Here is a 23,641-nt window from a genome sequence, read left to right as displayed (position 1 = left end):
TCCGGGCGACTTGAGTAGCGCCATGCGTTCAAAAGTCGAGGATGTCGGCCAATAGGTTCTTGTCGCGTGGCCCGCAGACGGCATAGCTGCGACAGTTGCATACAGTGCGGTTCTCGATCGAATTGACGACCTGTGGTACCCGGGCATGGACGACCTCATCATCTTTGGTGAGACCCACCTGAGCTGAAAGCAAAAAGGCCCACTTTTCAGCGGGCATAAAGAGGTAGATATTCTCATGTCGTTCGGTCCACCGCCCGCTGGCTTCGGCCTTCCCACGCCATCCTCCTGGACCCCACCGACCGAAGTAGAGCAGACGCTTTACGAAGCCAAGTCCTGTGAGGGCTGGCCGGCCTACTTCGCGACGCTTGCGCGGAACCGGCTGTACTTCGAGGTCCTGCGGGAAAAGGCGGAGGCCAAAATTCTGAACACCTACTTCGTGTTCGGGCATGACCCCCGGGTCCCCGACGGCAGGATATGGGCGGTATATACCGAGGGCATGCTGCCCGCGCCCGAGCCGCACCGCGTCTTCGACTGGAGAGAGCTCAGGCATTTCGCGCAGGACTGGAGGCCCAACTTTCCTGCGGTGATCGTCATCAATCCGGGCAGTCCATGTGAGGCGTTCCTGCCTGCCGCGCCGCCGCACTCGCACACCTGGGCGCAGTACTCCAAGCGGGGCGACGGCCCGTCGGACCAGCCGGCGCTGCGGACCCTGCGTGTGGGTGGCCCGCTGCACGGACCTGTGGCCCACGGACTGGCCTGCGGCGCCCACATCATCGTCCATCACGGTCGACCTTGGAACGCGCTGGCCTACCACGGCAACGGCTATCGCATGGAGCGCCAGATGCTGCGCAAGTCGTGGGGCGTCACCAGCTACCGGGAGTGGCAGGCACAGCTGCATGCGTTGCTGGCCACCGAAGGCGCCAACTCGGTCTGGGAGTTCGCCCTCGGCCTGCGCCGTGCCATCGCCCGTGACTTCGGCGGCCATGTCGAGACCGGCCACTGGCTCGCTGCTGCCGGCCGGGTCCTACGCGCGCGTGCGGAGGGCGGGACCGTGCTCACCCCAGACGGCGTCACCAGGACCGCGCCCGTCTCCGAGGCCGAGACCGAGGCGCGGGTCAATCGCGTCCAGCAGATCATCGGCAGGATCACCCGCTACGAGGCCCGTATGCGGGCCGACGGAATTCTTGGCGAGAGCCAGTGCGTCACCTCCGGCGACGCCTGGGACCTCGGCCGGGCGTCATGCATGGCGCGCTGGGGACTGAGCACGCGCCACTGCGAGTTGTCGGAGGCGGAGGCGGCCGTCGTTGAAGCTGGGCACCGCGCGGCCCGCTGCTACAAGTCCTGGCAGGAGTTTTCCGTCGGCTTCATCCTCGGCCGCTGTCTGCACTTCGACAACGACAAGTTCGGCAGCTGGTCCAGGACATGATCACCGTCCATCGAATCCTGATGTCGGAGCCGGGCAGCCCCTGGCTCAACATCCCTTTTCGGTAAGCATGCCGCCTGCAGGCAGGCCAGAGTCCGTGGACTGCGAGCAGAAGGAACGGTGAGGGTAAAGAGTTGGATCCCTCCGGGATCCCTTTCGGTAAGGAACCTGGACGCCGCGGGGTGCGGGAGCCGACCGTAGGTGACATGAGCGATCACCGTATTGCACCTGTTGTTCCAGTGTCTGTTCCCGTTCCTGCCTACGACCCTCCCTACTACGCCGTCGTGTTCAGCTCCTTCCGCACCGAGAGCGACGATGGGTACGGCACGACCGCCCAGCGCATGGGCGAACTTGTGAAAGGGATCCCCGGGTTCCTCGGCGAGGACTCCGCCCGCACCCCCGGCGGTCTCTCGATCACCGTTGCCTACTTCAGGGACCTCGCCGGCATCGAGCAGTGGCGGGACCACGCGGAGCACCGCGCGGCCAAGGCGTACGGGCGTGCGCACTGGTACGAGAGCTACTCGCTGCACATCGCCAGGGTCGAGCACAGCAAGGGGTTCGAGCGGGCGAGTAGCGGAAACGCCGACGGGACCGGTGACGTGCCGCCCTCGCCCAAGGGCGCTTCAGCGGTGATGTGAAACCAGGCGAAGGAAGGCCGTCCAGGCGCCGGGTATGAGCTGGAGTATCGGTCCGTCCGTGTCCTTGGAGTCTCGGACAGCGACGGCGCCGGGGGTGTTGCGGGCGACTTCGACGCACTCCTGACCCGCGTTGCCGCCGCTGTAGCTGGACTTGACGAACTCGAAGTGCGGCACGCTCACAGCTCCTTGCGGATGCGTTCAATCAGCTCGGTGGAATCGCGAGGAGCAAGCCCACCACGGGCGATCCGCTCGAACGTGTCGTTGTGCCGAACTGCGTCCTCCCCGCTCTCCAGCCACAGCGTAGACGAGGTCGTGTCCATATAGACCACGTCCATCGCGCCGGGTTCCGCGAACGACACGATGGTGAAGGCGCTCGTCATGCCCGGGTGGGCACCGGCCAGGAACGGCAGGACCTGGAGCTTCACGTTCGGCTGCCGCGACACGTCGATCAAGTGGCCGAGTTGGGACCGCATGACCTCACGCCCACCAACGAGTTGGCGAAGTGCTCCTTCGTGAACGACAGCCCACAACTCCAGCGGGTTCTCTGCCTTCAGTCGGCCTTGCCGCGTCATCCGCGACTCGACGAACGGCTCGATCTCGTCCGGGTCTTCCCAAGAGCCGTTTCCGACAGCCAGCGCCCGGGCGTAGTCCGCGGTCTGCAACAGGCCGGGGACGATGGCCGACTGCCACGTTCGGACGTTGGTCGCGATGTCCTCGAGGGCCACATACTCCACGAGGGATCGGAGCCCCGGGTACTGGTTCCACCACCCCTTTGCCTTACGACGTTCGCGGTCCGTGCGGGCGAGCCTCAGTAGACGTCCCACAGCGTCTGGATCGGTCGTGCCGTACAGCTCGCACAGCGCGCGGATGTCCGGGTCGCGGAGCGGCACCCATCCCCGTTCCATCTTCGCGACTTTCGCTGCGGTTGCCGACAGCGCCTCCGCGGCCTGGGGCTGAGTCAAGCCGGCCTTCTCTCGCAGGCGCAGCAACTCACCTCCCAACTTGCGTGCCAGCACTGTCGAAACGCTGCCTCCGCGTCTGAACTCGTCTGCAGTCACGGCCGTTACCTCCCAGATCCACCGCCAGTCTTTCGCCCCTGGTCGGGACGATGCAACCGAACCTCAAGATATATTTCTTCCAGACTGCTTGCGGGCGGATCACTGCTTCGCCACTTTCAGTGCTCAAGGAACAACGCAGTGAAGTGGTTGGTGGAAGTGCACCGTGCTGCCTGCATGGACGTAGCGCGGCGGAGCCACCCCAACTCCCGTATCTCCGGAGGACCCCGTGACCGACTCCTGCCCTCCCCCACTCCCCAAGGCCTACGACCGCTACGACACCGCCAGCTACACCCCGTACCCCCGCAACATCCCCCTCGCCCGCAGACACGTCGCCCAACTCGCCCTCGCCTGGGGCCATCCCGGCCTCGCCGACGCCGCCTCCCTACTGGCAAGCGAGTTGTGCACCAACGCCTTACTGCACGGCTGCCTCAGGGATCGCCTCTTCCGCGTCGAGAGTTCCCTTACTGGCAAGGCGCTCCGGGTCGCCGTCAGTGACCCGCGAGGAGAACGGCTCCCAGCCGCCCGCAACGCCGACCCCGACGACCAGTTCGGCCGCGGGCTCCTCCTCGTCCATGCGTACGCCGATCGGTGGGCGGTCGAGAAACTCACCGTGGGCAAGACCGTCTGGGCGGAACTCGACATCGACCGGGGCGTCAGTGCGTAGTGTTCACATGAGCCGCCGACGGTCCGACGCCCACCCAGTCGTTGTCTGTGATCTGAACGTGCGCTGTGCGGCCGTCACCCCCGCCGACTTCACGGCCGCCAGCGCGCGGCTGCACGACCAGTGCATCCCGGTCCACTTCGGCCCCGACACTCAGGGCTGACCTGCGGGTTCCACACTGCAGACCCCTCCGCTTCGCCCGCCCCCACGGTGAGTCTCCCGTATCGACCACCCAGACGCCCCCTAAGAGTCTCCTGTGCGTTTCTCAGGAGATTCACAGGTTGCGGAAAGCGTGTTCTAAGAGGGCCCCGACATTGTTTCCAGCATGACCACGACCTCGCCCCAGGGGCGCACCGAACTGCTGAGGCCGGACGGGAGCCCCGTCCGAGTGCTTGTGGTGGACGACGAGCTGTCGATCACCGAGCTGCTGTCCATGGCCCTTCGCTATGAGGGGTGGCAGATCCGGAGTGCGGGGGACGGCACGGGTGCCGTTCAGACCGCGCGGGAATTCCGGCCCGACGCCGTCGTTCTGGACATGATGCTGCCGGACATGGACGGGCTGACCGTCCTCGGGCGGCTGCGGCGTGAGCTGCCGGACGTGCCGGTGCTGTTCCTGACCGCCAAGGACGCGGTCGAGGACCGTATCGCCGGGCTCACCGCCGGTGGCGACGACTACGTCACCAAGCCGTTCAGCCTGGAGGAGGTCGTGGCCCGGCTGCGTGGGCTCATCCGGCGTTCCGGTGCCGCCGACCGGAAGTCGGACTCCGTGCTCGTCGTCGGTGACCTGACGCTGGACGAGGACAGCCACGAGGTCTCGCGGGCCGGGGAGAACATCCACCTCACCGCCACCGAGTTCGAGCTGCTGCGGTTCCTGATGCGGAATCCTCGGCGGGTGCTCAGCAAGGCCCAGATACTTGACCGCGTGTGGTCGTACGACTTCGGCGGGCAGGCCAATGTCGTCGAGCTCTACATCTCCTATCTGCGTCGGAAGATCGACGCCGGTCGTGAGCCGATGATCCACACCCGGCGTGGTGCCGGTTACCTGATCAAGCCCGCGGCGTCATGAGCGGGCGACGGCGACCGCGTGCGCAGAAGCGGCAGAGGTGGGCGGGGCAGCCGCGCACCCTGCGGACGCGGCTCGTCGTCGCGTCCCTGGTGCTGATCGCTGTCGTGTGCGCGGTGATCGGTACGGTGACGACGCTTGCGCTGCGGTCCCATCTGTACGACCAGTTGGACGACAAGCTGACCGAGGCCGTCGGTCGGGCGGTCGGCTTCGGTGGGCCTCCCGGCGGCGACCTCAACTCGAGCGGCGCGGTCGCCAAGCAGCGCCCGACCTTCAACCTCGAGGACTTCGTCACGCGGGGTCCGCAGCCGTCCGGCACGATCATCGCCAAGGTGCGGAACGGCAGCATCACCGACGCCAAGATCGGTGAGAAGGACCCCGAGAACAGCACGGACTACAGCGGGAGAGTGGCCAACGACCTCACCGAGGCCGAGATCGAGGCGCTCAACCGTGCCTCCCAGGACGGCAAGAAGCACACCGTCGACCTCGGTTCCCTCGGCGAGTACCGCGTCGAGTACAAGACGGGCGACAACGGCAGCTATTACGTCGCCCTCCCCACCGAGGAAGTCACCGGCACCCTCAACACCCTCATGCTCATCGAGGCCAGCGTCACCGCCGCCGCCCTGGTCGCCGCCGGTATCGCCGGCACCGTCATAGTCGGCGTAGCCACCCGCCCCCTCCGCCGAGTCGCCGCCACCGCCACCCGGGTCTCCGAACTCCCCCTCCACACCGGCGAGGTCAACCTCAGCGAACGCGTCCCGGAGTCCGAGACCGACCCGCACACCGAGGTCGGCCAGGTCGGCGCCGCGCTCAATCGCATGCTGGACCACGTCCACGGCGCCCTGCACTCCCGCCAGCAGAGCGAGATGCGGGTACGGCAGTTCGTGGCCGACGCCAGCCATGAGCTGCGTACGCCGCTCGCCTCCATCCGGGGGTACGCCGAGCTGACCCGGCGCGGGAGAGAAGAGGTCGGGCCGGACACCAAGCACGCCCTCGGCCGTATCGAGTCCGAGGCCGGGCGTATGACCCTCCTCGTGGAGGATCTGCTGCTGCTCGCCCGGCTGGACGCCGGACGGCCCCTCCAGTTCGAGCAGACCGACCTCATCCCGCTCGTCGTGGACACCATCAGCGACGCCCGCGCGGCCGGCATGGACCACAACTGGCGCCTCGACCTGCCCGACGAGCCCGCGCTCGTCTCGGCGGACGCGGCCCGGCTCCAACAGGTCCTCGTCAACCTGCTCGGCAACGCACGCAACCACACACCACCCGGTACGACGGTCACCGCCCGTGTCCAAAAGCGGGGCCCCTGGCTGTGCGTGGACGTCGAAGACAACGGCCCCGGCATCCCACCGGACCTGCTCCCGCATGTCTTCGAACGGTTCGCGCGAGGCGACTCCGCACGCACCCGTGCCACCGGCTCGACCGGCCTCGGCCTCGCGATCGTGCAGGCCGTGGCCACCGCGCACGGCGGTGCCGTGACCGTCGACAGCGTGCCCGGACGCACCGCTTTCACCGTGCAGCTGCCTGCGCTCCCGACTGCGCCGAGCCCCGAAATGAGCTGGCAACAGCACTCACAGGCACAGCACAGCGTCACCACATGGGCGGAACAGGGCGCCTGACGAAAGTCGGTGCCATGCGAACCGACTCTTCTCCCGGCACCCTGCCGGCGCGGGAGCCCCTCCCGGCCGGCGACGCCGGTACGCCTGTCCTGGACGTAGTGATCCCCGTCTACAACGAGGAGAAGGACCTCCAGCCGTGTGTGCTGAGACTGCGTGATCACCTCAAGCGCACGTTCCCGTACGCGTTCCGCATCACGATCGCGGACAACGCGTCGACCGATTCCACCCCCCAGGTGTCGCGGCGGCTGGAGGCGGAGCTCCCGGAGGTCAGGGCCTTCCGGCTGGAGCAGAAGGGCCGCGGCCGGGCGCTGCGGACCGTCTGGTCCGCCTCGGACGCGCCGGTCCTCGCCTACATGGACGTGGACCTGTCCACCGACCTCAACGCCCTGCTCCCGCTGGTGGCGCCGCTGATCTCCGGTCACTCGGACCTCGCGATCGGCTCCCGGCTCGCCCGGAGCTCCCGGGTCGTCCGCGGACCCAAGCGGGAGTTCATCAGCCGCGCGTACAACCTCATACTCCGCGGCTCGCTCCAGGCCCGCTTCTCGGACGCCCAGTGCGGCTTCAAGGCCATACGGCGGGATGTCGCGCAGGTGCTCCTGCCCCTCGTCGAGGACACCGGCTGGTTCTTCGACACCGAGATGCTGGTGCTCGCCGAGCGGGCCGGACTCCGTATCCACGAAGTCCCCGTCGACTGGGTCGACGACCCCAACTCCACCGTCCACATCGTGAAGACGGCGACCGACGACCTCAAGGGCGTATGGCGGGTCGGCAAGGCCCTGGCCGGAGGCTCGCTCCCACTCGACCGGCTCACCCGGCCCTTCGGTGACGACCCGCGCGACCGCGAGATCGAGGACGTACCCAAGGGCCTGGCTCGCCAACTCGTCGGCTTCTGCGTCGTCGGCGGCCTGTCGACCCTCTTCTACTTGCTCCTCTACAGCGGCTTCCGCGTCTTCACCGGCTCCCAGATCGCCAACGCGCTCGCCCTGCTCCTCTCCGCGATCGCCAACACGGCGGCCAACCGGCGCCTCACCTTCGGAGTGCGCGGCCGTGGTGGCGCCGTACGGCACCAGGCGCAGGGCCTGGTCGTCTTCGGCATCGGACTCGCCCTCACCAGCGGTTCGCTCGCCGCCCTGAACGCGGCCAGCAGCGACCCCGCGCACTCCACCGAGCTCGCGGTGCTGATCGCCGCCAACCTCGCGGCGACCGTGCTGCGCTTCCTGCTCTTCCGGGCGTGGGTCTTCCCTGACCGGCAGGACACCCCGTCGACAGTGGTCGCCTCACACACCCTGTCCTCGCCGACGTACTACACCCAGCCGTACCCGCAGAACTACGGCCCGCTGCCGCAGCGCACGCCCCGGTACACGTACGACACCGCACAGTTCCGCGCCGGTGAAGCCGCGGACGGCACCTGGCGGGACACCACCGTGCAACTCCAGCCGGTGCGCCCGCACGACACCGACTCGAGGGACTCCCGATGACCATCCACTACGACCGGACGACGACCCCGGCGACCGACGACAGAGGCACGAGTCCCGCCACCTGGGGCCCACCCCCGGCCCCCACGCCGGCCGCACCGACGCCCGGCGCCGCTGAACCCAAGCAGCCCTTCGTACGACGGCTGTGGCGCGGCCGCCCCGAGGACCCGCGCTGGGCGCGCCCGGCCTTCCTCGGCCTCCTGCTCGCCGCCTTCCTCCTCTACCTCTACAACCTCAGCGCCTCCGGCTACGCCAACTCCTTCTACTCGGCGGCCGTCCAGGCCGGCAGCCAGTCCTGGAAGGCCTTCTTCTTCGGCTCGCTGGACGCGGCCAACGCCATCACCGTCGACAAGCCCCCGGCCTCCCTGTGGCCGATGGCCCTGTCGGTCCGCCTCTTCGGCCTCAGCTCGTGGGCGATCCTGCTCCCCGAGGTCCTCATGGGCGTCGGCACGGTTGCCGTGGTCTACGCGGCCGTACGCCGTCGCTTCAGCCCCGCGGCCGGTCTGATCGCGGGCGCCGTGCTCGCGCTCACCCCCGTCGCGGCGCTGATGTTCCGGTTCAACAACCCGGACGCGATGCTGGCCCTGCTGATGGCCGTGGCCTGCTACTTCGTCATCCGGGGGCTGGAGGACGGCCGTACCAAGTGGCTGGTGTGGGCCGGTGTCGCGATCGGCTTCGCGTTCCTCGCCAAGACGCTGCAGGCCTTCCTGATCCTCCCCGCGCTCGCCCTCGTCTACGGCGTCTGCGCCCCGGTGACGGTCAAGAAGCGGATCGGCCAGCTGGCTGCCGGCCTCGCCGCGATCGTCGTCTCGGGCGGCTGGTGGGTCGCGATCGTCGAACTGTGGCCCGCCTCATCCCGCCCGTACATCGGCGGCTCGCAGAACAACTCCTTCCTCGAGCTGACCTTCGGCTACAACGGCCTGGGCCGGCTCAACGGCGAGGAGACCGGCAGCGTCGGCGGCGGTGGCGGCAACGGCGGTGGCAACTGGGGCGAGACCGGCTGGGACCGGCTGTTCAGCTCCAGCATCGGCGGCCAGATCTCCTGGCTGATCCCGGCCGCGCTGATCCTCCTGGTCGCGGGCCTGGTGGCCACGCGCAAGGCCGGGCGCACCTCGGTGACGCGCGGTTCGTTCCTGGTCTGGGGCGGCTCACTGCTGATCACCATGGTGGTCTTCAGCTACATGCAGGGCATCTTCCACGAGTACTACACGGTGGCCCTCGCCCCCTACGTCGCCCCGCTGATCGGCATGGGCGCGGCACTGCTCTGGGAGAAGCGCGACAAGGCGTGGGCGTCGCTCACCCTGGCCGGCGCGATGACGGCCACCGCGGCGTGGGGTTACGTCCTGCTCAACCGCTCCTCCGACTACCTGCCCTGGCTGAAGTGGGTCGTGCTGGTCGGCGGCCTGGTGGCTGCCCTGGGCCTGATCTTCGCCTCGAAGCTCGGTCGCCAACTGACCATGGGCGTCGTCGGGTTGGGCCTCGTGGCCGCGCTGGCCGGTCCGGCCGCGTACACCCTCACCACGGTGAACGAGGGCCACACCGGCTCGATCGTCACCGCGGGTCCCGCGGTCGCGGGCGGCCGTGGCGGCCCCGGCGGTGGCGGCGGCATGGGCGGCGGTCCCGGCGGGGGCGGCATGCCCGGCCAGAACCAGCAGGGTCAGCAGAACCAGCAGAACGGCAACGGTTTCCCGGGCGGCGGCATGCCGGGTCAGCAGGGCCAGAACAACCAGCAGGGCCAGCAGAACGGCAACGGCAGCACCCAGGGCCAGGGCATGCCCGGCGGTCAGACCGGCGACGGCGGCGGCATGGGCGGCGGTGGCGGCATGGGCGGCCTGCTCAACGGCGCCAGCGTCGGCGACGAGGCCAAGGAACTGCTGGAGAAGAACGCGGACTCGTACACCTGGATGGCCGCTGCGATCGGCGCCCAGAACGCCGCGAGCTACCAGCTCTCCACCGGCGACCCGGTGATGGCGATCGGCGGCTTCAACGGCACCGACCCGTCCCCGACGCTGGCCGAGTTCAAGAAGTACGTGGCGGACGGCAAGATCCACTACTTCATCGCGAGCGGCAGCGGTGGCGGTATGGGCCGCAGCAGCAACGGCACCTCCTCGCAGATCAGCTCCTGGGTCCAGGAGAACTTCGAGTCGGTGACGATCGACGGCACCACGTTCTACGACCTGACGCAGCCGAAGAGCGACAGCTGACGGTCTCATCCGAAGGGGCGGAAGGGGCGGGGGCCTGGAGCCACCGCCCCCTTCCCGTATCTCCGTTGTACGCCGTATAGGAAGTGTTCTACGGTGTACAACATGACGACGTCCCCCCAGGAACAGGCCCCGGCCCAGCCGCAGCCGAATGCCCAGTCGCCGGGCGGTCACCCCCAACGCTGGCTGATCCTCGGTGTCATCTGTCTCGCGCAGCTCACCGTGCTGCTCGACAACACCGTCCTGAACGTGGCCATCCCCTCGCTCACCCGCGAGCTGAACGCGGCCACCTCCGACATCCAGTGGATGATCAACGCGTACTCGCTCGTCCAGTCCGGCCTGCTGCTCACGGCGGGCAGCGCCGCCGACCGCTACGGCCGCAAGAAGATGCTGCTGGCGGGCCTGGCCCTGTTCGGCGTGGGCTCGCTGGTGGCCGGACTTGCGGATACGACCGGCCAGTTGATCGCCGCGCGGGCCGGCATGGGCGTGGGCGGCGCACTGCTCCTGACCACGACACTCGCGGTCGCCATGCAGATCTTCTCCCCGCAGGAGCAGCCCAAGGCGATCGGCATCTGGAGCGCGGTCAACGCCCTCGGCTTCGCGGCCGGCCCGCTGGTCGGCGGCTTCATGCTCGACCACTTCTGGTGGGGCGCGATCTTCCTGATCAACCTGCCGGTGGTGGCGCTGGGCCTGGTGGCCGTCGTAGCCCTGGTCCCGGAATCCAAGAACCCCCGGGGCGACCGCCCCGACCTGCTCGGCGCCCTCCTCTCCACCATCGGCATGAGCTCGCTGGTGTACGCGATCATCTCCGGCCCCGAGCACGGCTGGACGTCGGGCCGGGTGCTGCTCACGGCGGCGGTGGCGGTGTCGGTCCTGGCCGCCTTCGTGTACTGGGAGACCCGTATCCCGTACCCCATGCTCGACATGCACTTCTTCAGGGACCGCCGCTTCACGGGCGCCGTCGCGGGCGCCGTACTGATCGTCTTCGGGATGGGCGGCGCGCTGTTCCTGCTCACGCAGCATCTGCAGTTCGTACTCGGATACGGCCCGCTGGAAGCCGGCCTGCGGACGGCTCCGCTGGCCCTGACGGTGGTCGTACTGAACTTCTCGGGACTGTCGGCCAAGTGGACGGCGAAGCTGGGCATGCCCGTGTCCATCGCGCTGGGCATGGTGATGATGTCGCTGGGCCTGGTGTCCATCGCGACGCTGGCCTCCGGCGGCTATGCCGGGACATTGCTCGGGTTGGTGCTGATCGGGGTCGGCTGCGCGATCGCCAACCCGGCGATGGCACACGCGATCATGAGTGCGATACCTCCGGAGAAGGCAGGGGTGGGCGCCGGGATCAACGGCACGCTGGCCGAGTTCGGAAACGGTCTCGGGGTCGCCGTGCTCGGGGCGGTCCTCAACTCCCGTTTCGCGGCGCTGGTTCCGGTGGCGGCGAGTTCGTTGCCGGCGGCGCTGGCATCGGCGGACGGCGAGGCGGACAAGGGGCGGATCATGGACGCGTTCGCCTCCGGCCTGGAGACCAGTCAGTTGGTCGGTGCCGTGGCTGTGCTGGCCGGCGGGTTGGTCGCAGCGGCGTTGTTGCGGCGGGCTGAGCGGGCAGAGTTCGCCTGAGAGCTTTGGGGACGTTGCCGCCTAGCATCTTGATCAGTCGGCGGAGTCCAGGAAGGTGCGCCATGGTGAGGGAAGCCGGGCAAGCGGGGCGTACCAGCGTCTGGCTGGAGGGCAGACCCCGGCGTGGCGGTCGAGGCGGGGGACAACCCTCAGGCCTCGACCGCGACCGCATCACCGCGGCCACCGTCCGGCTGCTGGACACCGAAGGACTGGCCAAGTTCTCCATGCGGCGGCTGGCGGCCGAGATGAACGTGACCGCGATGTCCGTCTACTGGTACGTCGACACCAAGGACGACCTCCTCGAACTCGCCCTGGACGCCGCGTTCGGCGAACTGACGCTGCCCGACGCGGAGGCGGACGAGGACTGGCGGGACCAGCTTCGCGCTCTGGCCCGGATGTACCGCGACCTGCTGGTCCGCCACCCGTGGCTGTCGCCGCTGATCGGCACGTACGTCAACATCGGCCCGAACAGCCTCGCCTTCTCCCGCCTCGTGCAGCAGATCATCCGCAAGACGGGGCTGCCCGCGCACGGCCTGGTCGCCGCCATCTCCGCCGTCTTCCAGTTCGTGTACGGCTTCGGAACGATCGAGGGCCATTTCATCGCCCGTAGCGCGGCCTTCGGAATGACCCCCGACGACTACTTCCGCCACGCCATGAGCACGGTGACGCAGTCCCCGGAGGCCGCCGACATCGTCCAGGAGTCGGCGGAGCTCATGGAGGCCCGGGGCGGCGACACGGTCGAGGAGATGTGGCAACGGGACTTCGAGTTCGCACTGGACCTGCTGGTGGCGGGCATCGAGGCGATGGTGGCGCGGAGCGCCACCTGAGCGGGGCGCTCAGTCCCCCTGAACCAGCCGCGCCGGGAACCCACCGGTGGCCACCGGTCCCCACTTCTCGGGAGTGACCCGAATGATCGACTTCCCCTGCTTGACCATCGCCTGCCGGTACTCGTCCCAGTCCGGATGCTCCCCGGCGATGTTCCGGTAGTACTCGACCAGCGGCTCCACGGACTCCGGCGAGTCGACGACCTCCGCCGTCCCGTCGACCTGCACCCAGGGCCCGTTCCAGTCGTCACTGATGACCAGGACACTCACCCGCGCATCCCGCTTCGCGTTCCGCGTCTTGGCCCGCTCCGGATACGTGGACATCACGATCCGCCCCGAGTCATCGACCCCACAGGTCAGCGGCGAGGCCTGCGGGCTGCCGTCGGACCGCCGGGTGAGGAGAACGGCGCGGTGCCGGGGCCGTACGAAGTCCAGCAACTCTTCGAGCGAGACGCGGGTGTTGGTCGCGATGTTCGGTGCCATGGGCTCAGCGTAGGGGCTGACCACCCCGTTCAGCGTGACCCTGGCGGGCGTACCCACGGCCGGCCCGGTGCCTTCCCAGCTCAGATGGCCAGGTCCCCCACTGCCTGGAGGAAGTCGGGCCAGGACGTGCTCCGACGGCCACCGAGCGCATGCCGGAGGCTCAGTTGAAGGGTCTTCCTCAGCGGATGCGGAGAGCCCATGATCGCTTCGTTCCGCAGGGCCAGCCGGTGCACCTCCACGGGGAGGGGCAGGCGGTCGCTCTTGCCGCCGTTGCAGGCGGCGTGGGCGGGAGCGAGGTTCCACAGCGCGTCGAGGTCGGGACCGGCCCAGGCCCGCACGCTGTGCAGGCGCCGCATGAGGGCGAAGGGGAAGACGTGATCGACCGCCACCGCCTGCTCCGGGGAGACGACCTCGTCGCATATGAGGCAGCGGCCGTGCTGGAACCCGATGAGCGCGTCCGCGACCCTGGTGACGGAGCGGCGCCGTTTCTTGTCGGTGAGCCTGAGCGAGTCCCAGTCGACGGCGACGCCGTCCTCGATGAGGCTGCGCCCCACGCCCGCCGCGAAGGAGCTCTCGACGATGCTCCACCGAGCGTCGAGTTCCGTCCGCAGGCCGACAGCCTGTTCCGATCGCGCGACACACAGTGCGTCGTCGGTGAGACGCACCACGCGCTTGCGTGAGTCGCCCGTCAGCTCGAAGAAGCGGTGGGGCACCTGGACGCCGCCCCGCAGGTTGTGGAACTTCTGCATGACCATGGTCGGCATGGACCGGGTCGCGGCGTCGAGCAGTCGCTCGGTCGGCTGCCCGGCCTCCAATGTTCCGGCGCGCTCCTCCTTGGCGATGGTGAGGAAGTCCGAGTCACGCAGGGCCGCGCCCTCCGGAGCCTGGGGCGCGTCGCCGAGACGGCGCGCCAGCTCCAGCGCGTACGGAGCCGCGAGTTCGGCGAGCGGGATCTCCCGTTGCCCGCGTCCTGCCGCGTCGAGCACCGCTGCCCCGAGCGAGAACTTGTACGTCCGGGAGTTGGCGCCCATGAGCACGGCCAGCCGCCACGAGGTACGCGCGGAGGCATCCTGCGCGTAGAAGGCGCTGCTTCCGCTCATCCCTGTTTCCTCCGCAGCGCCACGGAGTTCCAGCGCACGGCTTCCCTCCCGAGCCGATCGGCTCCCTCGTCCACGATCCGCAGGAGCGTCAGCCCCGCCTCCGCTCCGTGGCCGGCGACCTCCTCCGGCGGGATGTCGAACATCCGCCGGTCCGCGGGAGGTTCGCCACGGCGCAGCGTGATCAGCAACGTGCCGCCCGGAGCAAGCAGCTCGGCCAGGCGCCGCATCGCGGCCGGACGCTCCTCCGGCGGGAGGTGCATCCACACGGCGGACAACAGGACGACGTCGTACGGTCCCTGGACACCGTGGAGGTCCGGGAGCTCGGCCTCTCGCCAGGTCACCGCCGCGTCTGCGTGAAGCCGTGCGGCCACCCGACGCAGCTCCGCCACCGGCTCCACCGCGTCGACCGAGAAGCCGCGCTCCGCCAGCGCGGCCGCGTCACGTCCGGTCCCCGCACCCACGTCGAGCGCCCGCGCTGGTGCGTCCGGAAGCAGGTCCAGCAGCGCCTCATGCACCGACTCGAACGAAATGCTCTCGTAGACACGCCCCAGCTGTTCTGCCGACTCGGCGTAATAGGCCTGCACCCCTGCACCTGAGGTTCGCTCCATGCCAAAACCGTAAGGCCCGCCACTGACAACGCCTGCCGCCCGCCTGCCTGCCGAAGAGCGGCGACACACTGCCCACGCCTCACGCCTGCGGCAGCACTTCCCCCTGCACCGCCTGAATGTCCAGCTCGACCCTGAGCGTCGTCCCGATCGCTGCGACCCCCGCCTGCACGACCTCGTTGTAGTTCATGGCGAAGTCGTCCCGATGCAGCTCCGCCGTCGCCCGGAACGCCGCCCGAGTCCCGCCCCACGGGTCGGCTCCCGTGCCGAGGTAAGCAAGGTCGAGGTCCACCGGACGTACGACGCCGTGCATGCCCAGCTCCCCATGGACCGTCCAGCGGTCGCTCCCCGAAGCCGCCGTGAGCCCCGTCGACCGGTAGGTGATCTCGGGGTACTTCTCCGCATCCAGGAAGTCCGGCGACTTCAGATGCCCGTCCCGCATCCCGTTCCCCGTATCGATCGAACCGGCCCGGATCACCGCCTCCACCCGCGACTTGGCCACATCGTCCGGCGCGATCTCGATCGAGCCCGAGAACTCCGTGAACCGGCCGTGCACGCTGGAGATGCCCAGGTGCTGGGCGACGGCGGCGACCGTGGAGTGCGCCGGGTCGATGGTCCACGGGCCCGGCGGTGGCAGTTCCGTGCCGCCCTGGCGGGCCAGCGTCACCGTGCCGACCTCCGCGCGGCCGCTCGCCGTCACGATCGCGGTCGCGGCGGCGGGGGCGTAGCCGACGGCGGTGACGATGACGGTGTACGGCCCCGGGGGCAGGGGGTTCACGTCCCGTACCGTGCCCTCCGCGTCCGCCTCCGCCCGCAGCACCTGCGCTCCGGTCATGTCCGTCACCGTGACGACCGCGTGCGACACGGCCCATCCGTCCCGGGTACGGATCCTCGCGGTCAGTCCCATCTCACGTACTCCTCACAAGCTCAAGGAAACCGGCCCGTGGCGGCGGCGCACGTCCGCTCAGAGCGCGCCACTCGCCACGGGCCGGGGTTCTGCTACTCGCCGGGGTGGGCGAGTTGGATGTCGTGGTCGTCGACGCCGCGACCGGTGACGGTCAGCGCCGTCGCCACCGGCGGGTAGCCCGTCGCGATGACCGTGTACTCGCCGCCGTCCAGGTCGGTGAAGGCGTACGCCCCGTCCGGACCCGTCGTCGCCGTGCCCACGACGTTGCCCGCCGCGTCGACCAAGGTGACCCGCGCGTCGGCCAGTGGACCGTGCGGTGCCCGTACGACGCCCTGGACCTGGGCGCCGGCCTCCAGGTCGATCTCGATCCGGGTGACCCCGGTGCCGGCGATCTCGACGGGCAGGGCGCGCGGCCGGAACCCGGCGGCGTTCACCGCGACGGTCACCGCACCCGGCACCAGCTCGGCGAAGCCGAACTCGCCCTGCTCACCGGTGGCGGCGGTGGCCAGCAGGTCGCCGCGCACGTCGGTGACGATCACCATCGCGTCCTTCACCGGCAGCCCGCCCTGCGCCGTCCGGACGACACCGGTCAGGCCGCTCGTGCCGCTGAGAAGGATGTCGTACGCCACCGGCTCGTCGCCGCTCACGACGATCGTGGAGGCCTGCGGCTGGAAGCCGTCGGCGGAGGCGATCAGGACGTACGATCCGGCGCCCGGCGCGTCCACCGCGTACGAACCGTCGGCCTGCGCCACCGACCGGCCCAGCTGACGTCCGGCCAGCGAGATCAGCGTGACGGCGGCCTGGGGCACGGGTGCGCTCTCCGCGCCCCGCACGAAGCCGCGCACCGGGACACCGCCTCCGGCGGACACCTCGGGCCGCGCCACCGTGGCCACGGCGGCGAGCTGCCGCGTGCCGTCGGCAGCGGTCTCGGTGTCGGAGGAGGTGGCGGCCCAACTCGGGACCCGCTCCTGCGCGGCAGCCGGCGCGGGAGCTTCCGCGGCCGCCGGAGCCTCCCGCTCGGCTGCCTGCGCCAGCGCGCCCTTCGTCTTCAACGGGACCTCCTTGATGAACAGGGCGAAGAGGAGGGCCAGGAAGGCGATCGGCGCGGCGTAGAGGAAGACGTCGGCGACTCCGTGGCCGTACGCGCTCTCGATGACCGTGCGCACCGGGGCCGGCAGGGCGTCGAGGTCCGGGATCTCGCCGTGGCCGGCGGAACCCCGCACGCCGAGCTCGGCCAGGCCCTCCTCGGCGTAGTGGGTGATGCGGTGGCTGAGCACCGCGCCGAGCGCCGAGACGCCCATGGCACCGCCGAGGGAGCGGAAGAAGTTCACCACCGAACTGGCGGCGCCCAGGTCGCTCGGGTCCACCTGGTTCTGCGTGGCCAGGACCAGGTTCTGCATCATCATGCCGACGCCGAGACCCAGCAGGGCCATGAAGATCGCGACGTGCCAGTACTCGGTGTCGTAGCGGATCGTGCCCAGCAGCCCGAGGCCCGCGGTCACCAGCACACCGCCGGCCAGCAGCCAGGCCTTCCAGCGGCCGGTGCGGGTGATGACCTGGCCGGAGACGGTCGACGAGACGAACAGACCGGCGATCATCGGGATCGTCATGACACCGGACATGGTCGGCGACTTGTCGCGGGCCAGCTGGAAGTACTGGCTGAAGAAGATCGTGCCCGCGAACATCGCGATACCGACGAACAGCGAGGCCAGCGAGGCGAGGGTGATGGTGCGGTTGCGGAACAGCCGCAGCGGGACGATCGGCTCGCTCGCCCTGGACTCGACGAGGACGAAGATCAGGAGCAGCGCGAGCGCGCCGCCCGTCATCGTGTACGTCTGCCAGGACAGCCAGTCGTACTTGTCACCGGCGAAGGTCACCCAGATCAGCAGCAGGCAGACCGCGGCGGTGATGAAGAAGGCGCCCGCCCAGTCGACCTTGACCTTCCGCCTGACGACCGGCAGGTGCAGGGTGCGCTGGAGCACGATCAGGGCGACGACGGCGAAGGGCACGCCGACGTAGAAGCACCAGCGCCAGCCGAGCCAGTCGGTGTCGGTGATGACGCCACCGACCAGCGGGCCGCCGACCATCGCGGTGGCGAAGGTGGCGCCGAGGTAGCCGTTGTACCGGCCGCGTTCACGCGGGGAGATCATCGCCGCGAGGATGATCTGCGCCAGCGAGGACAGACCGCCCATGCCGATGCCCTGCACCGCGCGGAAGGTGATCAGCATGGCCGGGTTCTGGGACAGGCCCGCCGCCGCGGAACCGGCCACGAAGATGACCAGTGCCAGCTGTATCAGCAGCTTCTTGGAGAAGAGGTCGGCGAGCTTGCCCCACAGGGGTGTCGACGCGGTCATTGCCAGCAGCGACGCGGTGACCACCCAGGTGTAGGCGCTCTGGCCGCCGCCGAGGTCCTTGATGATGTCGGGCAGGGCGTTGGAGACGATCGTCGACGACAGGATCGCGACGAACATGCCGAGCAGCAGCCCGGTCAGCGCTTCCATGATCTGCCGGTGCGTCATGGGAGTGCCGGCCGCGGCCCCGCTCCCGTGCTTGGCGTGGGCGGCCCGCACACCGGCTGGTGTGGTCGTTGCCATGGGCTTCCTTCTCTTGCTGGCTCTACTGGCTCTACTGGCTCTACTGGCTGTACAGGACCTACTGGCTCTGCTGGCTCTTACTCGGTGATCGCGGGTGTACGGCAGTCGTCGAAGCTGGCCCTCAGCCGGGCCATGAGCCGGGTGAGCTGGGCGACCTCGTCGTCGGTCCAGTCGCTCAGCCGCTCGGCGAGCAGTTGCGTGGTCCGCCGGGACATCTCCCGGACACGGTCCTCACCTGCCGCGGTGAGGCGGAGGATGCGGCTGCGCTTGTCCGCCGGGTCGGGGGAGCGCTCGATCCAGCCGCGCTCGGCGACGTGGGCGACATGGCGGCTGGTGACCGACATGTCCACGGCGAGCAGCTCGGCGAGCTTGCTCATGCGCATGTCTCCATGGCGGGCCAGCAACGTCAGTACGGCGGCGGATCCGGAGGGGCAGTCGGACGGCAGCGTCCGTCCCATCTCCCGCTTCACGGCGCCGAAGGCGCTGAACTGGCGGACCAGCTCCTCGTACTGCGCCTGCTCGGCCATCACACCTCCCGTGTTTGTTGCTTAGGGCAACCATAGGGGCGGTTGGTTGCTACAGGCAAATAAATAGGGGCGATCGCGCCGCAAAAAGTTGGCAAAGGCAAGTATTGCGACCGTAAATGTGCAGGTGGGGTGGGTCCTGTGACCCCCTGTGCAGGCCCGCGGCCCGCACTTGGGTCGAACGGACGGATTCGCTAGGGTCTCGGGCCATGGCTAACACCCAGAACCCCCAGGGCAACCACGACCCCGCAGGCAGCACCCAGATGTTCCGCGCGTTCGTCGACGAGGGCCCGCAGGGCGGTCGGCAGCAGGCCTCCGCCTCCGGCGGCCCCCGCGTCGGCCTGATCCTCGGCGTCGTCGTCGCCGTGGCCGTCCTCGCGGCGGTGGCCTGGCTGGCGTTCGGCAAGTAGGGCGTACGTCTCCTGCTCCCGTCGGAGACCAGGCCGTACCGTCCCCTACTCCCACCGGACGGTGACGTCCCGCGTCTCGATGTGCATGCCCAGCGGCACGCGCCAGGCGTCGACGCACACCGTCCAGGTCTTCTCCTTCCGTACGCCGGCCCCGATCGGCACCGGCAGCTCCTCGGTCGACTCGATCGTCGCCCAGTCGATGCCGAGCGCGCCGATGATGTGGGTGCCGAAGGTGACGGTGCCCGAACGTACGGCGGTGCTGCCGGAGTTGTGGAAGCCGAGCGTCACCTTCTCGCACCAGCGCTTGTCCGTGGGCTCCCGCACGGGGTCGCTCACGGTGAGGTTCGCGGGCGCGCCGGGTGTCGCGGGCGCCGAGGGCGCGGGCGCACCGGTCGGCGGGGTGGCGGATTCGGCCGGGGTGCTCTCGGGGGCGGGGGTGGCGCCCGGCGTTCCGGCGGGGCGCGCCGTCACCTCTGTCTCGCTCTCCGGCTGTTCTGAGGAGCGCGGCTCCTGACTCCCCTCCCCTCCGGGGGAGTTGCTCGAACCGCCACCGCTTCCGGGCGGGCCGCCACCGCTCCCGGGTCCGTCGAGCGGCACCAGCGTCACCTCGCCCGTAGGCGCGACCGCCGTAGCGGAGACCCTCGGCGGCCCACCCGCCGCACCCGTCGCGACGTACCCCTCCCCACCACCCTCACCGCCGCCGCACGCGGCCAGCGCCGCGCCCAGGCAGACGACGGCCGCCGACGCGCCGATCAGGGCGCACCGACGGCCATGTGTCGAGGTCGTCCATGTCAGGCGGAGCATCCGGCCATGGTGGCTGACGCTCCGTCAAATATGAAGGGGTCGGGCCGAGGCGGTGGTCAGTCGGAGATGAGGCCTTCCCGCAGCTGCGCCAGGGTCCGGGTCAGCAGCCGGGAGACGTGCATCTGGGAGATGCCGACCTCCTCGCCGATCTGCGACTGGGTCATGTTGGCGAAGAAGCGCAGCATGATGATCCGCCGCTCGCGGGGCGGCAGTTTGGCCAGCAGCGGCTTGAGGGACTCGCGGTACTCGACGCCCTCCAGGGCGCTGTCCTCGTAGCCGAGCCGGTCGGCCAGGGAGCCCTCGCCGCCGTCGTCCTCCGGGGCCGGGGAGTCCAGCGAGGAGGCCGTGTAGGCGTTGCCGACCGCGAGGCCGTCGACGACGTCCTCCTCGGAGACGCCCAGCACGGTGGCGAGTTCGGTGACCGTCGGGGAGCGGTCCAGCTTCTGGGAGAGTTCGTCGCTGGCCTTGGTGAGGGCCAGGCGCAGCTCCTGCAGGCGGCGCGGGACGCGCACCGACCAGGACGTGTCGCGGAAGAACCGCTTGATCTCGCCGACCACCGTCGGCATCGCGAACGTCGGGAACTCCACGCCCCGTTCGCAGTCGAAGCGGTCGATCGCCTTGATCAGGCCGATGGTGCCGACCTGGACGATGTCCTCCATCGGCTCGTTGCGCGAGCGGAAGCGGGCCGCCGCGTAGCGCACGAGGGGGAGGTTGAGCTCGATCAGGGTGTCCCGGACGTAGGCACGCTCGGGGCTGTTCTCGTCCAGGGCGGCGAGCCGCAGGAACAGGGAGCGGGACAGGGTGCGGGTGTCGATGTCCGCCGTGGCCGGCACGGCCGGGACATCGGCGGCCGGGAGGGCCGGCGCCTCGGCGGCCGCCAGGGCCGTCACATCGTCGATGGGGCCGAGCGCGGCGTCGGGCGCGGACTCGCTCTTCGCGAGCGTGAGCACCTTCGAGCTGCCCTGGTCTGCGGACATGCCACCCCCTTTGGGTCGCGGGACGGTCGTGGCGAACGCTCCGATCGAGGAACGCCAGCCTTCACCTGAATACCGGAGCCGAAGCCACGGCAAACGCGCTTCCCGAAGAATGTCACATGTCGGCAACACGCTGTAGTGACATGTCGACATGTGAGACTCGAATCCGCCCTGGATAAAGGGGGTCTGACGGTGTTTCGGTCCAGAACTGTCGGGATCCGCCCAGGTGAGCGATTCGCTCGCGCCGGTTATAGCTCGATCCTGTTTGCGGTTACGCGTCGATCCGGTTCGCCGAACGCAGCCGCTGGAAGCTACGCGCGAGTAGCCGCGAAACGTGCATCTGGGAGACCCCGAGTTCCGCACTGATTTGCGACTGGGTGAGGTTGCTGTAGTACCGCAGGAGAAGGATTCTCTGTTCGCGTTCGGGGAGTTGCACCAGCAGGTGCCGGACGAGGTCCCGGTGTTCCACGCCGTCCAGGGCGGGGTCCTCGTAGCCGAGCCGGTCCAGCAGTCCGGGCAGCCCGTCGCCCTCCTGCGCGGCCTCCAGGGAGGTGGCGTGGTACGACCGTCCGGCCTCGATGCAGGACAGCACCTCGTCCTCGGTGATGCGCAGCCGCTCGGCGATCTCGGCGGTCGTCGGGGTGCGCCCGAAGGTGGTGGTCAGGTCCTCCGTCGCGCTGTTGACCTGGACCCACAGCTCGTGCAGCCGGCGCGGTACGTGGACCGTGCGGACGTTGTCGCGGAAGTAGCGCTTGATCTCGCCGACGACGGTGGGCATCGCGAACGTCGGGAACTGCACGCCCCGGTCCGGGTCGAAACGGTCGATGGCGTTGATGAGCCCGATGGTGCCGACCTGGATCACGTCCTCCATGGGCTCGTTGCGGGAGCGAAAACGGGCGGCCGCGTAGCGCACGAGCGGGAGGTTCGCCTCGATGAGCGCCCCGCGCACGCGGTTGTGCTCCGGCGTGCCCGGCTTCAGTTCCTTGAGCTCGCCGAAGAGCACCTGGGTGAGCGCCCGGGTGTCGGCTCCGCGGGACCGGGGTGGCGCGGCCGTGGGGGTGTCCTCCTGGCTGGGAGCTTGCGGGCCTGGGGCCTGGGGGCTCGCGGCTTGAGGCGCAGTACTGGCCGGCACGGTCAACTCCACCTCGTGATCCATCAACTCATCGGTCAAAAGCGGTCATAGCATCACAAGACAGTTCATTGTGTTCAAGTACCGCATAATCCCGTGTTGGAGGTGGGTAGCTGCGTAAGACACGCGAAAGCCCCCCGCCGTTACGGCGGAGGGCTCCGGGGTGATCCGGGCGGACCAGGGTGGATCCGGGGCGGCGCGGCTCAGTATTCGTAGTCGGCGATCACCCAGGTGGCGAACTCCCGCCACAGGGTGACGCCCGCTTGGTGCTCGGGGTGCTCGCCGTACGCCCGCAGGGCGGCGGTGTCCTCGAAGGCGGAGTTGATGGCGAAGTCGTAGGCGATGGGGCGGTCGCTGATGTTCCAGCCGAGCTCCCAGTGCCGGATCTCGGGGATCCTGCCCTCCAGCGAGCGGAAGGCCTCCACACCCTCCACGACCCGCGGGTCGTCGCGCTCGACGCCCTCGTTGAGCTTGAAGAGGACGAGGTGGCGGATCATGAGTCTCCTCCGTTGGCGATCCAGGTCATGAAGTCGCCGATGGCCTTGGCTGCGTCCGAGATGCCCTCGAACCCTATCTGGACGTAGTCCGCGGCCTTGGCCGGGTCCGTGATGATCACGTAGAGCACGAAGACCGCGAGTACGTAGACGGCGACCTTCTTCGAATTCACCGCCATCGCGGCCTCCCCTGTGGCTGCTGTGCCTGCCATGACTGCTGTGACTGCTGTGCCGAATGAGTCGAAAGGGCCGAAAGAGCCCCGCGTTACCGGCGGTGAGTGTAACCTTCGCGCCTCTCGGGAGATCAACAGCACGAAGGGCCCCGTCTGTCGACGGGGCCCTTCTTCAGCGGTAGCGGAGGGATTTGAACCCTCGGTGACTTGCGCCACACTCGCTTTCGAGGCGAGCTCCTTCGGCCGCTCGGACACGCTACCGAGGGAGACCTTACAGCACGGGGGGCCCTGCTCTGAAATCGGTATTCGCCGAGCTCGTATCGCGGAGTCGGGTCACCGGGTCCGGTCAGCGGGTCCGGTCACCGAGTCCGGTCAGCGGGTCCGGAAGAAGTCCGTGAGGAGCCGGGCGCACTCCTCGGCGAGCACGCCCTCGACGACCTCGGGGCGATGGTTGAGCCGCCGGTCGCGTACGACGTCCCAGAGGGAGCCGGCCGCGCCGGCCTTCTCGTCCCGGGCGCCGTAGACGACCCGGTCCACCCGGGACTGCACGATCGCGCCCGCGCACATCGTGCAGGGCTCCAGCGTGACGACGAGCGTGCAACCGGACAGCCGCCACTCGCCCGCCCGTCGCCCACCACCGCCCTTGCCGGAGGCGCTTCGCGCCGCCCCTCTCAACTTCGCCGCGGCCCTGCGGATCGCCAGTACCTCGGCGTGCGCGGTCGGATCGCCGGTCGCCTCGCGCTCGTTGTGCCCGGCGCCCAGCACGGTCGTACCGTCCGCGGACAGCACGACGGCGCCGACGGGGACGTCCCCGCCCCGGACGGCCAGTTCGGCCTCGTCCAGGGCGAGCCGCATCGTGGCCCGC

At 69.4% G+C, this 23,641-nt stretch carries 26 protein-coding genes and 1 tRNA gene; 11 read left to right on the top strand and 16 right to left on the bottom strand.

From position 1 onward, the window contains the following. Positions 1-28 precede the first annotated feature (28 nt). Entirely contained in the window at positions 29-448 is a 420-nt protein-coding gene (locus ACIBAG_RS42600) for a hypothetical protein (protein WP_399113093.1), read from the bottom strand. A 48-nt stretch (positions 449-496) separates the two neighbouring features. Here ACIBAG_RS42600 and ACIBAG_RS42595 point away from each other — a divergent pair, with 48 nt between their 5' ends. Both ACIBAG_RS42595 and ACIBAG_RS42590 read left to right on the top strand, forming a co-directional pair. Continuing rightward, a complete protein-coding gene (locus ACIBAG_RS42595) occupies positions 497-1,426 on the top strand; it encodes a DUF1266 domain-containing protein (protein WP_399113092.1) in 930 nt (309 codons plus the stop codon). A 281-nt stretch (positions 1,427-1,707) separates the two neighbouring features. Next, positions 1,708-2,061 carry an antibiotic biosynthesis monooxygenase family protein gene (locus ACIBAG_RS42590; protein WP_399113090.1) on the top strand — a complete coding sequence of 118 codons (354 nt, stop codon included), beginning with the start codon at positions 1,708-1,710 and terminating at the stop codon, positions 2,059-2,061. Here ACIBAG_RS42590 and ACIBAG_RS42585 read toward each other — a convergent pair. Next, positions 2,047-2,235, bottom strand: a complete 189-nt coding sequence (locus ACIBAG_RS42585; protein ID WP_399113088.1) for a DUF397 domain-containing protein — start codon at positions 2,233-2,235, stop codon at positions 2,047-2,049. The genes ACIBAG_RS42590 and ACIBAG_RS42585 overlap by 15 nt on opposite strands. Before the next feature lie 2 nt (positions 2,236-2,237). Further along, positions 2,238-3,077, bottom strand: coding sequence for a helix-turn-helix domain-containing protein (locus tag ACIBAG_RS42580; protein WP_399113086.1), 840 nt, complete (start codon positions 3,075-3,077; stop codon positions 2,238-2,240). A 268-nt stretch (positions 3,078-3,345) separates the two neighbouring features. Here ACIBAG_RS42580 and ACIBAG_RS42575 point away from each other — a divergent pair, with 268 nt between their 5' ends. From ACIBAG_RS42575 to ACIBAG_RS42540, 8 genes are all read left to right on the top strand, one after another. Beyond that, positions 3,346-3,783 (top strand): ATP-binding protein, encoded by a 438-nt coding sequence (locus ACIBAG_RS42575; RefSeq protein WP_399113085.1) that lies wholly within the window; start codon positions 3,346-3,348, stop codon positions 3,781-3,783. Between the two features lie 7 nt (positions 3,784-3,790). Continuing rightward, positions 3,791-3,943 (top strand): hypothetical protein, encoded by a 153-nt coding sequence (locus ACIBAG_RS42570; protein WP_399113083.1) that lies wholly within the window; start codon positions 3,791-3,793, stop codon positions 3,941-3,943. A gap of 162 nt (positions 3,944-4,105) precedes the next feature. After that, positions 4,106-4,846: a response regulator transcription factor gene (locus ACIBAG_RS42565; RefSeq protein WP_399113081.1), complete on the top strand. Its 741-nt coding sequence runs from the start codon at positions 4,106-4,108 to the stop codon at positions 4,844-4,846. Continuing rightward, positions 4,843-6,462, top strand: coding sequence for an ATP-binding protein (locus tag ACIBAG_RS42560; RefSeq protein WP_399113079.1), 1,620 nt, complete (start codon positions 4,843-4,845; stop codon positions 6,460-6,462). Before ACIBAG_RS42565 ends, ACIBAG_RS42560 begins: the two co-directional genes overlap by 4 nt. 14 nt (positions 6,463-6,476) lie before the next feature. Next, a complete protein-coding gene (locus tag ACIBAG_RS42555) occupies positions 6,477-7,940 on the top strand; it encodes a glycosyltransferase (RefSeq protein WP_399113077.1) in 1,464 nt (487 codons plus the stop codon). Continuing rightward, on the top strand, positions 7,937-10,141 hold the full coding sequence (locus ACIBAG_RS42550; RefSeq protein WP_399113075.1) for an ArnT family glycosyltransferase: 2,205 nt from the start codon (positions 7,937-7,939) through the stop codon (positions 10,139-10,141). Before ACIBAG_RS42555 ends, ACIBAG_RS42550 begins: the two co-directional genes overlap by 4 nt. Positions 10,142-10,243: 102 nt before the next feature. Further along, entirely contained in the window at positions 10,244-11,755 is a 1,512-nt protein-coding gene (locus tag ACIBAG_RS42545; protein ID WP_399113073.1) for an MFS transporter, read from the top strand. A 62-nt stretch (positions 11,756-11,817) separates the two neighbouring features. Further along, positions 11,818-12,582 (top strand): TetR/AcrR family transcriptional regulator, encoded by a 765-nt coding sequence (locus tag ACIBAG_RS42540; protein WP_399113071.1) that lies wholly within the window; start codon positions 11,818-11,820, stop codon positions 12,580-12,582. A 9-nt stretch (positions 12,583-12,591) separates the two neighbouring features. Here the strand turns inward: ACIBAG_RS42540 and ACIBAG_RS42535 are convergent, their stop codons facing one another. From ACIBAG_RS42535 to ACIBAG_RS42510, 6 genes are all read right to left on the bottom strand, one after another. Next, on the bottom strand, positions 12,592-13,062 hold the full coding sequence (locus tag ACIBAG_RS42535; protein WP_399113070.1) for a PPOX class F420-dependent oxidoreductase: 471 nt from the start codon (positions 13,060-13,062) through the stop codon (positions 12,592-12,594). Positions 13,063-13,142: 80 nt separating this feature from the next. After that, positions 13,143-14,162, bottom strand: a complete 1,020-nt coding sequence (locus ACIBAG_RS42530) for an HNH endonuclease (protein WP_399113068.1) — start codon at positions 14,160-14,162, stop codon at positions 13,143-13,145. After that, the gene (locus ACIBAG_RS42525) at positions 14,159-14,770 is read right to left on the bottom strand and encodes a class I SAM-dependent methyltransferase (protein WP_399113067.1); all 612 of its coding nucleotides are present in this window, start codon (positions 14,768-14,770) and stop codon (positions 14,159-14,161) included. The genes ACIBAG_RS42530 and ACIBAG_RS42525 overlap by 4 nt, the downstream gene beginning before the upstream one ends. Before the next feature lie 79 nt (positions 14,771-14,849). Next, complete coding sequence (locus ACIBAG_RS42520) at positions 14,850-15,674, bottom strand: YceI family protein (protein ID WP_399113065.1); 825 nt, start codon at positions 15,672-15,674, stop codon at positions 14,850-14,852. Between the two features lie 92 nt (positions 15,675-15,766). Beyond that, a complete protein-coding gene (locus tag ACIBAG_RS42515) occupies positions 15,767-18,268 on the bottom strand; it encodes an MFS transporter (RefSeq protein WP_399113064.1) in 2,502 nt (833 codons plus the stop codon). 77 nt (positions 18,269-18,345) lie between these two features. Continuing rightward, positions 18,346-18,795 carry a MarR family winged helix-turn-helix transcriptional regulator gene (locus ACIBAG_RS42510; RefSeq protein WP_399113062.1) on the bottom strand — a complete coding sequence of 150 codons (450 nt, stop codon included), beginning with the start codon at positions 18,793-18,795 and terminating at the stop codon, positions 18,346-18,348. 206 nt (positions 18,796-19,001) lie between these two features. On the opposite strand from ACIBAG_RS42510, the gene ACIBAG_RS42505 reads away from it, so the two are divergent. After that, positions 19,002-19,202 carry a hypothetical protein gene (locus tag ACIBAG_RS42505; protein ID WP_399113060.1) on the top strand — a complete coding sequence of 67 codons (201 nt, stop codon included), beginning with the start codon at positions 19,002-19,004 and terminating at the stop codon, positions 19,200-19,202. A gap of 45 nt (positions 19,203-19,247) precedes the next feature. On the opposite strand, the gene ACIBAG_RS42500 is transcribed toward ACIBAG_RS42505, so the two are convergent. The 7 genes from ACIBAG_RS42500 to ACIBAG_RS42470 all read right to left on the bottom strand — a co-directional run bounded on the left by ACIBAG_RS42500 (position 19,248) and on the right by ACIBAG_RS42470 (position 23,631). After that, on the bottom strand, positions 19,248-20,006 hold the full coding sequence (locus tag ACIBAG_RS42500) for a hypothetical protein (protein WP_399113058.1): 759 nt from the start codon (positions 20,004-20,006) through the stop codon (positions 19,248-19,250). A gap of 56 nt (positions 20,007-20,062) precedes the next feature. Next, positions 20,063-20,983, bottom strand: coding sequence for an RNA polymerase sigma factor SigF (locus ACIBAG_RS42495; protein WP_399113056.1), 921 nt, complete (start codon positions 20,981-20,983; stop codon positions 20,063-20,065). Positions 20,984-21,251: 268 nt separating this feature from the next. Beyond that, positions 21,252-22,136, bottom strand: a complete 885-nt coding sequence (locus tag ACIBAG_RS42490) for an RNA polymerase sigma factor SigF (protein WP_399113054.1) — start codon at positions 22,134-22,136, stop codon at positions 21,252-21,254. Between the two features lie 176 nt (positions 22,137-22,312). Next, a complete protein-coding gene (locus ACIBAG_RS42485; protein WP_399113052.1) occupies positions 22,313-22,606 on the bottom strand; it encodes a Dabb family protein in 294 nt (97 codons plus the stop codon). Continuing rightward, entirely contained in the window at positions 22,603-22,782 is a 180-nt protein-coding gene (locus ACIBAG_RS42480; RefSeq protein WP_031484308.1) for a hypothetical protein, read from the bottom strand. The genes ACIBAG_RS42485 and ACIBAG_RS42480 overlap by 4 nt, the downstream gene beginning before the upstream one ends. Positions 22,783-22,952: 170 nt before the next feature. Further along, a tRNA-Ser gene (locus ACIBAG_RS42475) sits at positions 22,953-23,037 on the bottom strand. Positions 23,038-23,148: 111 nt separating this feature from the next. Further along, positions 23,149-23,631, bottom strand: a complete 483-nt coding sequence (locus tag ACIBAG_RS42470) for a nucleoside deaminase (RefSeq protein WP_399113111.1) — start codon at positions 23,629-23,631, stop codon at positions 23,149-23,151. Between the last annotated feature and the right edge of the window lie 10 nt (positions 23,632-23,641).

It is taken from the genome of Streptomyces sp. NPDC051243 (assembly GCF_044455405.1).
Taxonomy (GTDB): domain Bacteria; phylum Actinomycetota; class Actinomycetes; order Streptomycetales; family Streptomycetaceae; genus Streptomyces.
Note: the sequence above shows the minus strand (reverse complement) of the source record. Positions and strands in the feature narration are given on the sequence as shown.

Excerpts from the sequence above, each read along its gene's own strand:
- ACIBAG_RS42540 (WP_399113071.1), top strand. The coding sequence starts at position 11,818 with ATGGTGAGGGAAGCCGGGCAAGCGGGGCGTACCAGCGTCTGGCTGGAG.
- ACIBAG_RS42560 (WP_399113079.1), top strand. The coding sequence starts at position 4,843 with ATGAGCGGGCGACGGCGACCGCGTGCGCAGAAGCGGCAGAGGTGGGCG.
- ACIBAG_RS42555 (WP_399113077.1), top strand. The coding sequence starts at position 6,477 with ATGCGAACCGACTCTTCTCCCGGCACCCTGCCGGCGCGGGAGCCCCTC.
- ACIBAG_RS42485 (WP_399113052.1), bottom strand. The coding sequence starts at position 22,606 with ATGATCCGCCACCTCGTCCTCTTCAAGCTCAACGAGGGCGTCGAGCGC.
- ACIBAG_RS42550 (WP_399113075.1), top strand. The coding sequence starts at position 7,937 with ATGACCATCCACTACGACCGGACGACGACCCCGGCGACCGACGACAGA.
- ACIBAG_RS42480 (WP_031484308.1), bottom strand. The coding sequence starts at position 22,782 with ATGGCGGTGAATTCGAAGAAGGTCGCCGTCTACGTACTCGCGGTCTTC.
- ACIBAG_RS42515 (WP_399113064.1), bottom strand. The coding sequence starts at position 18,268 with ATGGCAACGACCACACCAGCCGGTGTGCGGGCCGCCCACGCCAAGCAC.
- ACIBAG_RS42595 (WP_399113092.1), top strand. The coding sequence starts at position 497 with ATGCTGCCCGCGCCCGAGCCGCACCGCGTCTTCGACTGGAGAGAGCTC.
- ACIBAG_RS42505 (WP_399113060.1), top strand. The coding sequence starts at position 19,002 with ATGGCTAACACCCAGAACCCCCAGGGCAACCACGACCCCGCAGGCAGC.
- ACIBAG_RS42520 (WP_399113065.1), bottom strand. The coding sequence starts at position 15,674 with ATGGGACTGACCGCGAGGATCCGTACCCGGGACGGATGGGCCGTGTCG.
- ACIBAG_RS42545 (WP_399113073.1), top strand. The coding sequence starts at position 10,244 with ATGACGACGTCCCCCCAGGAACAGGCCCCGGCCCAGCCGCAGCCGAAT.
- ACIBAG_RS42490 (WP_399113054.1), bottom strand. The coding sequence starts at position 22,136 with ATGGATCACGAGGTGGAGTTGACCGTGCCGGCCAGTACTGCGCCTCAA.
- ACIBAG_RS42500 (WP_399113058.1), bottom strand. The coding sequence starts at position 20,006 with ATGCTCCGCCTGACATGGACGACCTCGACACATGGCCGTCGGTGCGCC.
- ACIBAG_RS42535 (WP_399113070.1), bottom strand. The coding sequence starts at position 13,062 with ATGGCACCGAACATCGCGACCAACACCCGCGTCTCGCTCGAAGAGTTG.
- ACIBAG_RS42495 (WP_399113056.1), bottom strand. The coding sequence starts at position 20,983 with ATGTCCGCAGACCAGGGCAGCTCGAAGGTGCTCACGCTCGCGAAGAGC.
- ACIBAG_RS42525 (WP_399113067.1), bottom strand. The coding sequence starts at position 14,770 with ATGGAGCGAACCTCAGGTGCAGGGGTGCAGGCCTATTACGCCGAGTCG.
- ACIBAG_RS42565 (WP_399113081.1), top strand. The coding sequence starts at position 4,106 with ATGACCACGACCTCGCCCCAGGGGCGCACCGAACTGCTGAGGCCGGAC.
- ACIBAG_RS42570 (WP_399113083.1), top strand. The coding sequence starts at position 3,791 with ATGAGCCGCCGACGGTCCGACGCCCACCCAGTCGTTGTCTGTGATCTG.
- ACIBAG_RS42600 (WP_399113093.1), bottom strand. The coding sequence starts at position 448 with ATGCCCGAACACGAAGTAGGTGTTCAGAATTTTGGCCTCCGCCTTTTC.
- ACIBAG_RS42510 (WP_399113062.1), bottom strand. The coding sequence starts at position 18,795 with ATGGCCGAGCAGGCGCAGTACGAGGAGCTGGTCCGCCAGTTCAGCGCC.
- ACIBAG_RS42530 (WP_399113068.1), bottom strand. The coding sequence starts at position 14,162 with ATGAGCGGAAGCAGCGCCTTCTACGCGCAGGATGCCTCCGCGCGTACC.
- ACIBAG_RS42470 (WP_399113111.1), bottom strand. The coding sequence starts at position 23,631 with ATGCGGCTCGCCCTGGACGAGGCCGAACTGGCCGTCCGGGGCGGGGAC.